Source organism: Pseudomonas sp. ES1 (genome assembly GCF_050586605.1).
Classification (GTDB): domain Bacteria; phylum Pseudomonadota; class Gammaproteobacteria; order Pseudomonadales; family Pseudomonadaceae; genus Aquipseudomonas; species Aquipseudomonas sichuanensis.
On the sequence record NZ_JBOBDM010000008.1, the window covers coordinates 12,632 to 26,391 of the forward strand.

Genomic DNA, 13,760 nt, shown 5'->3' on the forward strand with positions numbered 1-13,760 from the left:
CAAAAAAGCCGGCAACAAGCGCCGGCTTCGGTTCGATCAGTCCAGGGCCTGAACGGTCTTCTTCACCTGGTCAGGGAAGAACAGCCGCTGCAGTTCCAGCCCCGGCTGCTCGGCGCGCATGAACGCCTCGCCGACCAGGAACGAATACACCTCGTTGATTGCCATCAACTCGACATCAGCCCGATTGAGGATGCCACTCTCGGTGATGGCCAGGCGATCGCGAGGGATGCGTGGCAGCAGGTCGAGCGTGGTCTCCAGGCTGACCTCGAAGGTGTGCAGGTTACGGTTGTTGACGCCGACCAGCGGGGTATCGAGGGTCTTCAGCGCGCGCTCCAGTTCATCGCCGTCGTGCACTTCGACCAGCACGTCGAGGCCGACGTCCTTGGCCGTGGCGGCCAGCTCGGCCATCTTCACGTCATCCAGCGCCGAGACGATCAGCAGCACGCAGTCGGCACCCAGGGCGCGGGCTTCGACGATCTGGTACGGGTCGACCATGAAGTCCTTGCGGATCACCGGCAGCGACACCGCGGCGCGGGCCTGCTGCAGGTACGCGTCGGCGCCCTGGAAGTAATCCACGTCGGTCAGCACCGACAAGCAGGTCGCCCCGCCTTTTTCATAGCTGACCGCGATCTCGGCCGGCACGAAGTGCTCGCGAATCACACCCTTGCTGGGCGAAGCCTTCTTGATTTCGGCGATCACCGCCGGCTGCTTGCGCTTGGCCTGCTCGATCAAGGCATTGGCGAAGCCACGCGGGGCGTCAGCCGCCTTGGCCAGGCGCTCCAGTTCGGCAAGGCTGACCCGCGCGCTGCGCTCGGCCACTTCCTGGAACTTGCGGGCGATGATCCTTTCCAGCACCGTCGGCACGCTCATGCTTCGTTCTCCACTTTGAATACCGCGGTAAAGGCGCCCAGCTCCTGCAGCTTTTCCCAGGCCAGCCCGGTGTGCAGCACGTCATGGGCCAGTTCCACGCCCTGGGCCAGGGTCATGGCGTGATCGGCGGCATACAGCGCCGCACCAGCATTGAGCACGATCATTTCGGCGGCCTTCTGGCCGTTCTCGGTCTTGCGCCGGCCCAGTGCGTCACGGATCAAGTCCAGCGACGCCTGCGGGCCATCGACCGCCAGGCCGTGCAGGCTCTGGCTCTTCATGCCGAGGTCTTCGGGCTCGACCCAATACTCGGTGATCTGGTCATTCTTCAGTTCGGCCACGAAGGTGGGCGCCGCCAGGCTGAACTCGTCCAGGCCGTCCTTGGAGTGCACCACCAGCACATGCTTGCTGCCAAGGCGCTGCAGCACTTCGGCCAGCGGGCGGCACAGCGCCTGGTTGAACACCCCGACCACCTGATGCTTCACCCCGGCCGGATTCGTAAGCGGGCCGAGCATGTTGAACAGGGTGCGCAGCCCCAGCTCGCGACGCGGGCCGGCGGCATACTTCATGGCCTTGTGGTGGCTCTGGGCAAACATGAAACCGATCCCCAGGCTGTCGATGCAGCGGGCGACCTGCACCGGGGTGAGGTTCAGGTAGATGCCGGCGGCTTCCAGCAGGTCGGCACTGCCGCTCTTGCCGGACACCGCGCGGTTGCCGTGCTTGGCCACCGGGCAGCCGGCGGCCGCAAGGACGAACGAGGACGCGGTGGAAACGTTGAAGATGTTGGCGCCATCGCCGCCGGTGCCGACGATGTCGACCACGCCATCGAGGCTCTTGAGCTCGACCTTGTCGGCCAGCTCGCGCATCACCGACACCGCGCCGACGATCTCGTCGATGCTTTCGCTCTTCATGCGCATGCCCATCAGGAAGGCGCCGATCTGCGCCTCACTGCACTGGCCAGTCATGATCTGGCGCATGACCTCGCGCATTTCATCGGTGCTCAGGTCCAGGTGGCCGACGATACGGCTCAACGCAGTCTTGATATCCATGGTCGATCCTTAGCGGCGGCCGCCGGTCTGCTTGAGGAAATTGGCGAACAGCTCGTGGCCCTGCTCGGTCAGGATGGACTCGGGGTGGAACTGCACCCCTTCGATATTCAGTGTCTTGTGGCGCAGGCCCATGATCTCGTCGACCGAGCCATCGGCGTGGGCGGTCCAGGCAGTCACTTCCAGGCAGTCCGGCAGCGTCTCGCGCTTGACCACCAGCGAGTGGTAACGGGTCACGGTCAGCGGGTTGTTGAGGCTGGCGAACACGCCCAGGTCACGGTGCACCACCGGGCTGGTCTTGCCATGCATCACCTGGCGGGCACGCACCACGTCACCGCCGAAGGCCTGGCCGATCGACTGATGGCCAAGGCAGACGCCCAGAATCGGCAGCTTGCCGGCAAAGTGCAGGATCGCCTCGATGGACACACCGGCTTCGCTCGGGGTGCAGGGGCCGGGGGAAACCACGATGCGCTCGGGGTTGAGGGCTTCGATCTGGGCGATGGTCATCTCGTCATTGCGGATGACCTTGACCTCGGCACCCAGCTCGCCGAGGTACTGCACGACGTTGTAGGTGAAGGAGTCGTAGTTGTCGATCATCAGTAGCATCTGGAACGAACCTCTTGAATACGGGGGACTCCGGGGGCGCGTGGCGGCCCGCCGGGTTCATGGACCACGGCCTGCTCAGCGTTTGCTGGTCTGCTCGGCGAGGGCCACCGCGCGGAACATCGCCCGACGCTTGTTGATGGTTTCTTCCCACTCCAGTGCCGGCACCGAGTCGGCGACGATGCCGCCGCCGGCCTGCACATGCAGCTCGCCGTCCTTGATCACCGCAGTGCGGATGGCGATGGCGGTATCCATGTTGCCGTTCCAGGCGAAGTAGCCCACGGCGCCGCCGTAGACGCCGCGCTTGACCGGTTCCAGCTCATCGATGATCTCCATGGCGCGGATCTTCGGCGCCCCCGACAGGGTGCCCGCCGGCAGGATCGCCCGCAGCGCATCCATTGCCGTCAGCCCCTCGGCCAGTTGGCCGGTGACATTGGAGACGATGTGCATCACGTTCGAATAGCGCTCGATCACCATCTTCTCGGTCAGGCGCACGCTGCCGGTGGACGACACACGCCCCACGTCGTTGCGGCCCAGGTCGATCAGCATCAGGTGCTCGGCGATTTCCTTGTCATCCGACAGCAGGTCGTCTTCCAGGGCGCGGTCGGCCTCTTCGGTGGCGCCGCGCGGGCGGGTACCGGCGATCGGGCGCACCGTGACCAGGTTGTCCTCGACCCGCACCAGCACTTCTGGCGAACTGCCCACGACATGGAAGTCGCCGAAGTTGAAGAAGTACATGTAGGGCGTCGGGTTGAAGCAGCGCAGGGCGCGGTAGAGGTCGATCGGCGCTGCCGCAAAATCGATGGACATGCGCTGCGACGGCACCACCTGCATGCAGTCACCGGCGAGGATGTACTCCTTGACGGTGTCCACCGCGCGCTCGTAGTCACCCTGGGTGAAGCTGGAGCGGAACGCCGGCTCGGCCGCCATCGGGCCATCCAGGTCGAGGCCGCGGCGCGGGGTGATCGGCTGGCGGAGTTTCTCCAGCAGGCCTTCAAGGCGGGCCTGGCCTTGCTCGAAGGCCTGCTCGTCGCTGGGGTCGACCAGCACGATGGCGTGCATCTTGCCCGCCAGGTTGTCGAACACCACCACGGCGTCGGAAACCATCAGCAGGATGTCCGGCACCCCCAGCGGGTCCGGGTTCGGGCAAGCACCTAGGCGTTTTTCCACATAGCGCACGCAGTCGTAGCCGAAGTAGCCGACCAGGCCGCCGTTGAAACGCGGCAGGCCCGGAATGTCGGCGACCTTGTAGCGATCCTTGAAGGCCTCGACGAAGGCCAGCGGGTCTTCGACGTCATGGCTTTCCACTTCCACGCCATCCTGCAGGATGCTCACGTGGTAGCCATGCACACGCATGACGGTGCGCGACGGCAGGCCGATCATCGAATAACGGCCCCACTTCTCGCCGCCCTGCACGGATTCGAGCAGGTACGAGTTGGCTTGGTCGGCCAGTTTGAGGTAGATCGACAGGGGGGTATCGAAGTCGGCCAGGGTTTCGCGGGCCAGGGGGATGCGGTTATAGCCGGCAGCGGCCAGGCGCAGGAATTCTTCGCGGGTCATGTGTAGCCTCGTGGCAAGCAGCAATGGGGTCAGGCAAGCGGACGGGCCGGCAGGCGCCGGCGGGCATAAGTCAGGCGCGCCAGCGCCAGCGGGCCAGGGCCTTGATGACTTTCATCCAGAATTTGCCAGTAACCACCACGTCGTTGTCTCTGCTGTGCGGGGCTTGAAGGTCCGCCAACGTTATCCCAGTGTCGGTGACTAAGCAACCAGGCAGCAGCAGGCGCAGGTCGCTGATCACCAGGCTGGGAGACTCCTCGTCGATAGGACGGCCATGGTTGTAGCCATAGCTCAGGCCGACGCACTGCACCCCGGCCGCTTTCGCCGCCAGCACGTCGCTGCGCGAATCGCCGATGAACAGCGACTGCGCAGGCGCCACACCGGCCATCTGCATCACGAACAGCAGCGCCGCCGGGTCGGGCTTTTTCTGTGGCAGGGTGTCGCCGCCAATGATCCAGCGGAAGTAGCGCCCGATCTTCATCTGGTCGAGCAAGGGGGCAACGAAGCGCTCGGGCTTGTTGGTGATCAGCGCCATCTCCACGCCCTGCTTGCTCAGCCAGCGCAGGGTGTCGCGCACACCGGGGTAGACGACGGTCAGCTCATGGCTGTCGGCGTAGGCCTCCATGAACAGCGCCAGCGCGCGCTCGGCCAGGGCATCGTCCACGCTGTCGTGGTCCAGGCCACCGGCCAGCGCCCGGCGCACCAGCACCTGGGCGCCGTTGCCCACCCAGTGACGCACGGCGTCGAGCCCAGCGGGCTCGCGCCCGAGTTCGAGCAGCATGCGGTCGACGGCTGCGGCCAGGTCGGGGACCGAATCGATCAGGGTGCCATCCAGATCGAACATCACCAGCCTGGGCAGCGTCCCCGGGAACAGCTGCTCGAAGCCGCTCATGCGCGTGCCAGCGCCATTTCGGCACGCATCTTGGCGATTACTTCCTGATAGTCCGGGGCGTTGAAGATCGCCGAACCGGCGACGAAGGTGTCGGCGCCGGCTGCGGCGATTTCGCGGATGTTGTTGACGTTGACGCCGCCGTCGATTTCCAGGCGGATATCACGGCCGCTGGCGTCGATCAGTGCACGGGCCTCACGCAGCTTGTCGAGGGTACCGGGGATGAACTTCTGCCCGCCGAAGCCTGGGTTGACGCTCATCAGCAGGACCATGTCGATCTTGTCCATCACGTACTTCAGCGCATCCAGGCCGGTGGCCGGGTTGAACACCAGGCCGGCCTTGCAGCCGCCGTCGCGGATCAGCTGCAGCGAGCGGTCGATGTGCTGGGTGGCTTCCGGGTGGAAGGTGATGTAGGTGGCGCCGGCTTCGATGAAGTCGCCGATGATGCGATCGACCGGGCTCACCATCAGGTGCACGTCGATCGGCGCGGTCACGCCGTACTTGCGCAGCGCGGTGCAGACCATCGGGCCGATGGTCAGGTTGGGTACGTAGTGGTTGTCCATGACATCGAAGTGGACGATGTCGGCCCCGGCGGCCAGAACCTTGTCGACGTCCTCGCCCAGGCGAGCGAAATCGGCGGAAAGAATGGAGGGGGCAATAGCGTAGGGCTGCATGGCGCACCTGTTGGGCAGAATCACGGTGGCGCGCATTGTAACCCAGGGAAGCAGATCAGGGCTGATTGGTGTCAATCCTGTGCCGGCCCTTCGCGGGTAAACCCGCTCCCACAGGGATCGCGCAGATCTCGAGAGCTGCACATAACCTGTGGAGCAACTGTCTTATGTTTTCAGTGCTGGCCTCATCGCTGGCAAGCCAGCTCCCACAGGTACGATGCTTGCCTCGAGGTTAGCGCGGTCCATGTGGGAGCGGGTTTACCCGCGAAGAGGCCGGTACAGGCATCCGAAAATCAGCCCGGCTGCTGGGTCCTCAACTTCTCGCTACGGCCACGCAACCACTCCAGGGTCAGCAGCAACACCACCGAAAACGCGATCAGCAGGGTCGCCGCCGCCGCGATGGTCGGGCTGAGGTTCTCGCGGATACCGCTGAACATCTGCCGCGGCAGGGTGGCCTGCTCGGGCCCGGCCAGGAACAGGGTCACCACCACTTCATCGAACGAGGTGGCGAAGGCGAACAGCGCCCCGGAAATGACTCCCGGCGCAATCAGCGGCAAGGTCACCCGACGGAAGGTCAGCAATGGCGAGGCGCCAAGGCTGGCTGCCGCACGCACCAGGTTGTAGTTGAAGCCCTGCAAGGTGGCCGACACGGTGATGATCACGAAGGGCACACCCAGCACCGCATGCACCAGGATCAGCGAGATGAAGCTGTTGCCCATCCCCAGCGGGGCAAAGAACAGATAACTCGCCACACCGATGATCACCACCGGCACCACCATCGGCGAGATCACCAGCGCCATCACCAGCGACTTGCCGGGGAAGTCGCCGCGGGTCAGGCCGATCGAGGCCAGGGTGCCGAACACCATGGCCAGCACCGTCGCCGCCGGGGCGACAATGATGCTGTTCTTCAGCGAACGCATCCACTCGGCCGAGGCGAAGAAGTCCTGGTACCAGTGCAGCGAAAAGCCCTGCAGCGGGTACACCAAAAAACTCCCGCTGTTGAACGACAGCGGCACGATCACCAGCACCGGCAGCACCAGGAACAGCAGCACCAGCCCGCAGAGAATGCGCAAGGTATAGAACCACACCCGCTCCACGGGCGACATGTAAGGGCTCAGCATGACAAGGCTCCTCAGCTCAGGCGCAGGCGGCTGGCGCCGACCAGCCAGCTATAGATCAGGTACAGCACCACGGTGGCCAGCAGCAGCAACCCGCCCAGCGCGGTGGCCATGCCCCAGTTGATGCTGGTGTTGGTGTAGAAGGCGACGAAGTAGCTGACCATCTGGTCGTTCGGACTGCCCAGCAGTGCCGGGGTGATGTAGTAGCCGATCGAGATGATGAACACCAAGAGGCAACCGGCACCGACGCCAGCGTAGGTCTGCGGGAAGTACACCCGCCAGAAGCTGGCGAACGGGTGGCAGCCCAGCGAGATCGCCGCACGCATGTAGCTGGGCGAGATACCCTTCATCACGCTGTACAGCGGCAGGATCATGAACGGCAGCAGGATGTGCACCATCGAGATGTACACGCCAGTGCGGTTGAACACCAGCTCCAGCGGCTGGTCGATGATGCCCATGGCCATCAGCGCGCTGTTGATCAGCCCGCCCGACTGCAGCAGCACGATCCACGCTGCTACCCGCACCAGGATCGAGGTCCAGAACGGCAGCAGCACCAGGATCATCAGCAGGTTGCTCTGTCGGGTGGGCAGGTTGGCCAGCAGGTAGGCCAGCGGATAGGCCAGCACCAGGCAGATGGCGGTGATCACCACGCCCATCCACAGGGTGCGGGCAAAGATGTCGAGGTAGATGGCCTGGTCCGGCGTGGCCTTGGCCAGCTCACCGAGGTCGTCGATACGGTGATCGAGCGCCGCCAGCAGGTAGAACGGCGTGACGCTGCTGGTGTTGCGGCGGATCGCCTGCCAGTAGGCCGGGTCACCCCAGCGCTCGTCCAGTGTCTGCAAGGCATCTTTATAAGAAGCAGGCTCCGCCTTGAACGGCAGCGCCCGCGCAGTCTTGGCCAGCAGGCTGCGGTAGCCGGCCAGCTCCATGTTCAGGCGCTTGGACAGATCGCCCAGTGTCTGATTCTTGCGTGATTCGGCCAGGTCCTGGCTCAGGGCCTTGTAGGCCTCCTCGCCGGGCAGGCTCTTGCCGTCCCACTGCGCCACGGCCTCGACGGTGCGCGGCAGGCCGGCGACCACCTCGGGGTTGCCGACGCTCTTGTACAAAAGCGCCGCAATCGGCACCAGGAACACCAGCAGGAGGAACAGCGCCAGCGGCGCGATCAACGCCTGGGCCTTCCAGCGGTTGACCCGCTCGGCATGCTTGAGGCGCTGTTTGAGGCTTTTACCTGCGCCTTCGTTGAGGGGCACTGCAATGGCCATGGCGAACTCCGGGAAAACAGGGAAACAGGGAGCCTGGTAAAGCTGCAATCGGGGCCGCTGCGCGCCCCATCGCCGGCAAGCCGGCTCCCACAAGTAGTGCGACACCCTCAGGCTTGACGCTTTACCTGTGGGAGCCGGCTTGCCGGCGATGGGCCGCGTGGCGGCCCAATGTCCCGGGCGTTACTTCTTCGCCGCCCAGGCGTTGAAGCGTTGCTCCAGCTGCTCGCTGTTGTCAGCCCAGAAGGCCACGTCGATCTGCACCTGGTTGGCAATGTTCTCAGGCGTGGTCGGCATGTCTTTCTTCACCTCGTCCGACAGCAGGCTCACCGCTTTGCTGTTGGCCGGACCGTAGGCGATGTTCTCGGAGTAGATCTTCTGCTGCTCAGGCTGGACGCTGTAGGCGATGAATTTCTTCGCCTCTTCGGCATCCTTGGCACCTTTCGGGATGGCCCAGGCGTCGAAGTCGTAGATGCCGCCGTTCCACACCACCTTGAGGTTGCTCTCTTTTTGCACAGCGGCGATGCGACCGTTGTAGGCCGAGCTCATGACCACGTCACCCGAGGCCAGGTACTGCGGCGGCTGGGCACCGGCTTCCCACCACTGGATGCTCGGCTTGAGCTCATCGAGTTTCTTGAAGGCGCGGTCCTGGCCCTCTTTGGTGGCCAGCACTTTGTAGACTTCCTTCGGCGCGACACCGTCGGCCATCAGGGCGAATTCGAGGGTGTACTTGGCGCCCTTGCGCAGGCCGCGCTTGCCCGGGAACTGCTTGGTGTCCCAGAAATCGGCCCAACTGGTGGGGGCGGTCTTGAGTTTGTCGGCGTTGTAGGCCATGACCGTGGACCAGACGAAGAAGCCCACGCCGCAGGGCTGGATGGCGCCCGGGACATAATCAGCTTCATTGCCGAACAGCGCCGGGTCGAGTTCCTCGAACATGCCCTCGTCGCAACCGCGGGCCAGCTCTGGCGACTCCACCTCCACCAGGTTCCAGCTCACGCTCTTGGTGTCGACCATGGCCTTGATCTTGGCCATCTCGCCGTTGTACTCACCGGCGACGATCTTGCCCTTGCCCGCCTTCTCCCATGGCTCGTAGAACGCCTTGGTCTGGGCGGCCTTGTTGGCGCCCCCGAAAGAAATCACCGTGAGGTCGGCCGCCATGGCCTGGCCGGCGGCGAACAGCCCCAGGGCCAGGGCGGTCAGTTTCAACTGCTTGCGCATTATTATTCTCTCCACAGTACAGGGTTGGTGAAGCAATCCATCAGTCCATCAGTGGGCTTGTGCAATCGGATCGAGCGCGCGGGCGTGCTCCACCTCCCAGCCCAGCGGTACCACATCGCCCACGGCCAGGGCCGGGTCGAGTTCGGCAATCGGCTGCTTCACGAAGAAGTCGGCCTTGCCGCAGACTTCCAGGCGCACCCGCACGTGGTCGCCCAGGTAGATGAACTCGGCCACCCGGCCAGAGAAGCGATTGACGCAGCTTTCGCTGTGGCCGTTGAGGCGCACGCGCTCGGGGCGAATCGACAGGGTGACCGGCTCGCCGGGCTGGCCGACGTTGACCGCCAGCGCCTCGACCCGCTCGCCACGGCCCAGCTGCACCTGGCAACGCTTGCCATCGCTGGCCAGCAGGGTGCCGTTGATACGGTTGTTCTCACCGATGAAGTTGGCGACGAAGGTGTTGCAGGGTTCTTCGTAGAGGGTGCGCGGGTCGGCGATCTGCTGGATCTCGCCCTGGTGGAACACCGCCACCCGGTCGGACATGGTCAGCGCCTCGCCCTGATCATGGGTCACGTACACCACGGTCACGCCCAGGCGCTGGTGGATGTGCTTGATTTCCATCTGCATGTGTTCGCGCAGTTGCTTGTCCAGGGCGCCGAGCGGTTCGTCCATCAGCACCAGCTGGGGCTCGAACACCAAGGCCCGGGCCAGCGCGACGCGCTGCTGCTGGCCGCCGGACAGCTGCCCCGGGTAGCGCTTGGCGAAGGCATCGAGCTGGACCATGTTGAGTACGCGCTTGACCCGCTCGCTGACGTCGGTCTTGCTCAGGTTGCGCACGGTCAGCGGGAAGGCCAGGTTCTCGGCCACGGTCATGTGCGGGAACAGCGCGTAGTTCTGGAACACCATGCCGATGTCGCGCTTGTGCGGCGGCACGTTGTTGATCGAGCGCCCGGCCAGCTGGATCTCGCCGGCGGTAGGGGTTTCGAAGCCGGCCAGCATCATCAGGCTGGTGGTCTTGCCCGAACCGGAGGGGCCGAGCAGGGTCAGGAACTCACCCTTGCGAATGTCCAGGTTGAGGTCTTTGACGATCAGCGATTCGCCGTCGTAGCTCTTCTGCACACCACGGAAGCTGACCAGCGTCTCGTTCGAATTCGCCTCGCTCATGCCCTGCACCTTCTTGTTGGAATGACTGCGTAGGCAAAAGAGTAGAAGAGGCGCAAACGCCCGAAAATCGGGGGCACTGAGAGAATGCCATCATCCGGATGGAAGACTTGTTGTAGGGATCGCCCTACAAGGATGGCGCGTTTGGAATGCCAATCAGGCCCCATGCCGAGCCTGTGGGAGCGGGTTTACCCGCGAAGAGGCCGGTGCAGCCAGCGAGAACAGCAGGTCAGGCCCATTCGCGGGTAAACCCGCTCCCACAGGGATATGTGCCAAGCCGCTGCTCTACCTGTCGCAACCAGAACACTCACACCAGCTTGTGCTCCATGGCGTACTTCACCAGCTCCGCCAGCGAGTTGACCTTGAGCTTCTGCATCAGCCGCGCCTTGTGGGTGCTGATGGTCTTGCTCGACAGCGCCAGCTGCAGGGCAATGTCGTTGACGTTGGCGCCCTGGGCCAGGCGCTCGAACACCGAGAACTCGCGCTCCGACAGCAGCGTGTGCAGCGGCCGGGTTTCGGTCAGGCCCACCTCGAACACCATGCGGTCGGCCAGGGCCGGGTCGATGTAACGCCCGCCCCCGGCCACCCGGCGGATGGCCGTGAGCAGCAGCGCCGGGTCGCTGTCCTTGGTCGCATAGCCCGCCGCCCCGGCCTTGAGCGCCCGCGCCGCCATTTGCGCTTCGTCATGCATGGACAACATCAGGATCGCCGGCGGGTTGTTCAGCGCGCGGATCCGCGGGATCGCCTCCAGGCCGTTCACCCCAGGCATGGAGATATCCAGCAGCACCACCTCGCAGGGCGTATGGCGCAGGGTCTCGAGCAACTGCTCGCCATTGCCCGCCTCGCCCGCCACCTGCATGTCCTTGGCCAGGCCGATCAATTGCTTGATGCCTTCCCGGACGATGGTGTGGTCTTCGGCCACCAGCACTCGAATCACGATTGTTTCTCCTGTTTCAAAGGAATCGCCACGCTCAGGCTGGTGCCCTCGCCCGGTTCGCTGTCCAGGCTCATGCTGCCACCGAGCATCAACACCCGCTCACGCACACCCACCAGGCCGAACGACGTCGGCCGCGCCGCCTCCATGGCAAACCCCACGCCGTCGTCGATCACGGTCATGCGCAACTGCCCGGCCTCGTGCACCAGATCGATCTGCACCGTGTGCGCCTGGGCATGGCGCATGACGTTGGTCAGCGCCTCCTGCAGGATACGGAACAGGCCGATGGCCTTGGCATCACTCAAGGGTGGCAGATTGTCCGGCACCTGCACCAGGCAGGGTATCTGCGTGCGCGCTTCGAAACGCCGCGCCTGCCACTCGATGGCCGAGGCGATGCCGGCGTCGAGGATCGGCGGGCGCAGGGCCGTGGCCACGTCGCGTACCAGCTGGAACAACTGGGTGATCAGGCGCTTCATGCTGGCCAGGCGCTCGTTGAGGGCAGGGTCCAGCTCGGCGAACGCCAGCTCGCACATCGACACTTCAAGCTTGAGCACCGTCAGCATCTGCCCCAGTTCGTCGTGCACCTCGCGGGCAATCCGCGCCTTCTCCTCTTCGCGCACGCTCTCCAGGTGCGCCGACAACTCGCGCAGTTGCTCCTGGGACGCGGCCAGCGCCAACTCGGCCTGCTTGCCCTGGGTGATGTCCCAGACCACCCCGTCCCACACCACTCGGCCATCGGCCAGGCGCCGGGTGGTGGCCTTGATGTCGGCCCAGCGCTGCTCGCCCTGACGGGTGAGGATGCGGCCTTGCCACGACCAGTCCTGGTCAGTGGCCAGGGCCATGTCCTGGACCCGGTGATAATCGGCGCGGTCCTGCGGATGCACCAGGTTGCGCAGGCCCATGTCAGGGTGCTGGATCGCCGCCGGGGTGTAACCGACCAGCGCTTCGCTGCCTTCACTGATATAGGGGAACTCCAACTCGCCTTCGGCGGCGTCGCGCTCCAGGCGGAACACCAGCCCTGGCACGTTGCCGGCGATCCCCTTGAGCCGCGCTTCGCTTTCGCGCAGGGCGGCCAATGCCCGGCGGCGTTCGGTGACATCGGTGAGGAACACCACCAGGTATTCGGCATCGCGAAAGCGCAGGAACGACAACGACAGATCGACCGGCAGCAAGCTGCCGTCGGCGCAGCGGCACTGGCTCTCGAACTGCAGCTCGCCTTCGCCGCCACGGGCGCGCTTCCACAGCGCCAGCCAGCGGTCCATGGCCAGGGTGGGCTCGATGTCGATCAGCGGGCGCTCAAGCAAGGCGCTCTCGGCAAAACCGAGCATGCGTTCGGCGGCATGGTTGGCGTAGCGCACGTGGCTGTCCCAGTTGACCCACAGAATCCCGACGGTGCTCTGGTCGATGGAGAACTGGCTCAGGCGCAGCGCCTGCTCGCGAGTCTGGCGCTCGACCAGGCTCTCGCGTGCAGCCAGCAAGCCGCGCTCCAACCCCCGCTGTTGGCGACGCTGCCACACCAGCGTGGCCATGGCGCACAACAGCAACAGGCCGAACAGCAAGGCGAGGTTCTGCCAGAAACCGGGCGATTCGGAGAAGCGCGGGTATTTCGGCTGCAGCCAGCGTTGGTGGATCTGCTCGAGGTCCTTGGCCGGCATGGCCTGCAGCCCACGCTCAAGGACGTCGGCCAAAAGCGGCCAGTCGCGCCGCGAACCCACCCGTAGCAATTGCGGCAGGCCGATGTCACCGACCACGGCCAGCTCGCCAAACTCACTCTCGCGGGACAGGCGACTGAGCTGCGCCTCGTCCAGCACGGCAAAACCGGCCTGCCCGCCCAGCACCAGCTGCAGGGCCTCACGCTCATTGGGCACGCCCTGCAGGTTGAGGTTGCCGTAGTTGCCGCGCAGGTAGTCGGCGAGCCTGGATGGCATGCGCACTGCCACTCGGTCGTTGGCGCTGAGCTTCTCCAGGTCCACCGCCACCGCACCGCTGCGCAGGCCCACCACCAGTTGCGGCACGCGCATGTAAGGGTCGCTGAACAACCAGTTGCGCAGGCTGGCGGGGGTCTGGGTCAGGCCTGGGGCGAAATCGATCTCGCCAGCTTGCAGCGCGTGCTCCAGCGCCGCTTCATCGGTGAAGCCGCGCCAGGTCAGGTCGAGCCTGAGGGCCTGGGCCAGCGCACTGACCAGCTCGACGTTGGCCCCGTAGAACTGCTGCAAACGCCGGTCGAACTGGGCATAGGGCGCTTGCAGCACCAGGCCGACCCGCAGGCTGCGATGCGCCTCCAGCCACTGTTGCTGGGCGGGCTCCAGCACTACCGAAGGCGGCGCCTCCGGGCGCGCCAAAGCGATCAAGGGTAGACACAACCAGCCGATAACCCACAGGCAACGCACTCGCTTCATCTCTACGCTCGTCTTGGCAAGGACGGCCACCTGACGTGGCC

12 protein-coding genes are annotated in these 13,760 nt (G+C 65.0%); all 12 read right to left on the bottom strand.

The annotated features are described in order from the left end of the window. Nucleotides 1–36: 36 nt before the first annotated feature. The gene (trpC, locus tag ACQ4N9_RS05150; protein ID WP_125857224.1) at nucleotides 37–870 is read right to left on the bottom strand and encodes an indole-3-glycerol phosphate synthase TrpC; all 834 of its coding nucleotides are present in this window, start codon (nucleotides 868–870) and stop codon (nucleotides 37–39) included. Continuing rightward, a complete protein-coding gene (trpD, locus tag ACQ4N9_RS05155; protein WP_125857223.1) occupies nucleotides 867–1,916 on the bottom strand; it encodes an anthranilate phosphoribosyltransferase in 1,050 nt (349 codons plus the stop codon). The genes trpC and trpD overlap by 4 nt, the downstream gene beginning before the upstream one ends. A 9-nt stretch (nucleotides 1,917–1,925) precedes the next feature. Continuing rightward, nucleotides 1,926–2,519 carry an aminodeoxychorismate/anthranilate synthase component II gene (locus ACQ4N9_RS05160; RefSeq protein WP_125857222.1) on the bottom strand — a complete coding sequence of 198 codons (594 nt, stop codon included), beginning with the start codon at nucleotides 2,517–2,519 and terminating at the stop codon, nucleotides 1,926–1,928. A gap of 75 nt (nucleotides 2,520–2,594) precedes the next feature. Next, a complete protein-coding gene (gene trpE / locus ACQ4N9_RS05165) occupies nucleotides 2,595–4,076 on the bottom strand; it encodes an anthranilate synthase component I (RefSeq protein WP_125857221.1) in 1,482 nt (493 codons plus the stop codon). Between the two features lie 70 nt (nucleotides 4,077–4,146). Next, nucleotides 4,147–4,965, bottom strand: a complete 819-nt coding sequence (locus tag ACQ4N9_RS05170) for a phosphoglycolate phosphatase (protein ID WP_125857220.1) — start codon at nucleotides 4,963–4,965, stop codon at nucleotides 4,147–4,149. Further along, nucleotides 4,962–5,636: a ribulose-phosphate 3-epimerase gene (gene rpe / locus ACQ4N9_RS05175; RefSeq protein WP_125462361.1), complete on the bottom strand. Its 675-nt coding sequence runs from the start codon at nucleotides 5,634–5,636 to the stop codon at nucleotides 4,962–4,964. Before rpe ends, ACQ4N9_RS05170 begins: the two co-directional genes overlap by 4 nt. Nucleotides 5,637–5,926: 290 nt before the next feature. Then, nucleotides 5,927–6,754: an ABC transporter permease gene (locus tag ACQ4N9_RS05180; RefSeq protein WP_125462360.1), complete on the bottom strand. Its 828-nt coding sequence runs from the start codon at nucleotides 6,752–6,754 to the stop codon at nucleotides 5,927–5,929. Between the two features lie 11 nt (nucleotides 6,755–6,765). Continuing rightward, nucleotides 6,766–8,013: an ABC transporter permease gene (locus ACQ4N9_RS05185; RefSeq protein WP_110994272.1), complete on the bottom strand. Its 1,248-nt coding sequence runs from the start codon at nucleotides 8,011–8,013 to the stop codon at nucleotides 6,766–6,768. Nucleotides 8,014–8,193: 180 nt separating this feature from the next. Continuing rightward, a complete protein-coding gene (locus ACQ4N9_RS05190; protein WP_390966118.1) occupies nucleotides 8,194–9,228 on the bottom strand; it encodes an ABC transporter substrate-binding protein in 1,035 nt (344 codons plus the stop codon). Nucleotides 9,229–9,276: 48 nt separating this feature from the next. After that, the gene (locus ACQ4N9_RS05195) at nucleotides 9,277–10,389 is read right to left on the bottom strand and encodes an ABC transporter ATP-binding protein (protein ID WP_125462358.1); all 1,113 of its coding nucleotides are present in this window, start codon (nucleotides 10,387–10,389) and stop codon (nucleotides 9,277–9,279) included. Between the two features lie 304 nt (nucleotides 10,390–10,693). Then, nucleotides 10,694–11,326, bottom strand: coding sequence for a response regulator (locus tag ACQ4N9_RS05200; RefSeq protein WP_172670942.1), 633 nt, complete (start codon nucleotides 11,324–11,326; stop codon nucleotides 10,694–10,696). Next, nucleotides 11,320–13,719, bottom strand: a complete 2,400-nt coding sequence (locus ACQ4N9_RS05205; RefSeq protein ID WP_390966120.1) for a PAS domain-containing sensor histidine kinase — start codon at nucleotides 13,717–13,719, stop codon at nucleotides 11,320–11,322. The genes ACQ4N9_RS05200 and ACQ4N9_RS05205 overlap by 7 nt, the downstream gene beginning before the upstream one ends. Nucleotides 13,720–13,760: the final 41 nt, after the last annotated feature.

Coding starts and splice junctions, on each gene's coding strand:
- ACQ4N9_RS05190 (WP_390966118.1), bottom strand. CDS start 9,228: ATGCGCAAGCAGTTGAAACTGACCGCCCTGGCCCTGGGGCTGTTCGCC.
- ACQ4N9_RS05185 (WP_110994272.1), bottom strand. CDS start 8,013: ATGGCCATTGCAGTGCCCCTCAACGAAGGCGCAGGTAAAAGCCTCAAA.
- trpE (WP_125857221.1), bottom strand. CDS start 4,076: ATGACCCGCGAAGAATTCCTGCGCCTGGCCGCTGCCGGCTATAACCGC.
- trpC (WP_125857224.1), bottom strand. CDS start 870: ATGAGCGTGCCGACGGTGCTGGAAAGGATCATCGCCCGCAAGTTCCAG.
- trpD (WP_125857223.1), bottom strand. CDS start 1,916: ATGGATATCAAGACTGCGTTGAGCCGTATCGTCGGCCACCTGGACCTG.
- ACQ4N9_RS05180 (WP_125462360.1), bottom strand. CDS start 6,754: ATGCTGAGCCCTTACATGTCGCCCGTGGAGCGGGTGTGGTTCTATACC.
- ACQ4N9_RS05205 (WP_390966120.1), bottom strand. CDS start 13,719: ATGAAGCGAGTGCGTTGCCTGTGGGTTATCGGCTGGTTGTGTCTACCC.
- ACQ4N9_RS05160 (WP_125857222.1), bottom strand. CDS start 2,519: ATGCTACTGATGATCGACAACTACGACTCCTTCACCTACAACGTCGTG.
- rpe (WP_125462361.1), bottom strand. CDS start 5,636: ATGCAGCCCTACGCTATTGCCCCCTCCATTCTTTCCGCCGATTTCGCT.
- ACQ4N9_RS05195 (WP_125462358.1), bottom strand. CDS start 10,389: ATGAGCGAGGCGAATTCGAACGAGACGCTGGTCAGCTTCCGTGGTGTG.
- ACQ4N9_RS05170 (WP_125857220.1), bottom strand. CDS start 4,965: ATGAGCGGCTTCGAGCAGCTGTTCCCGGGGACGCTGCCCAGGCTGGTG.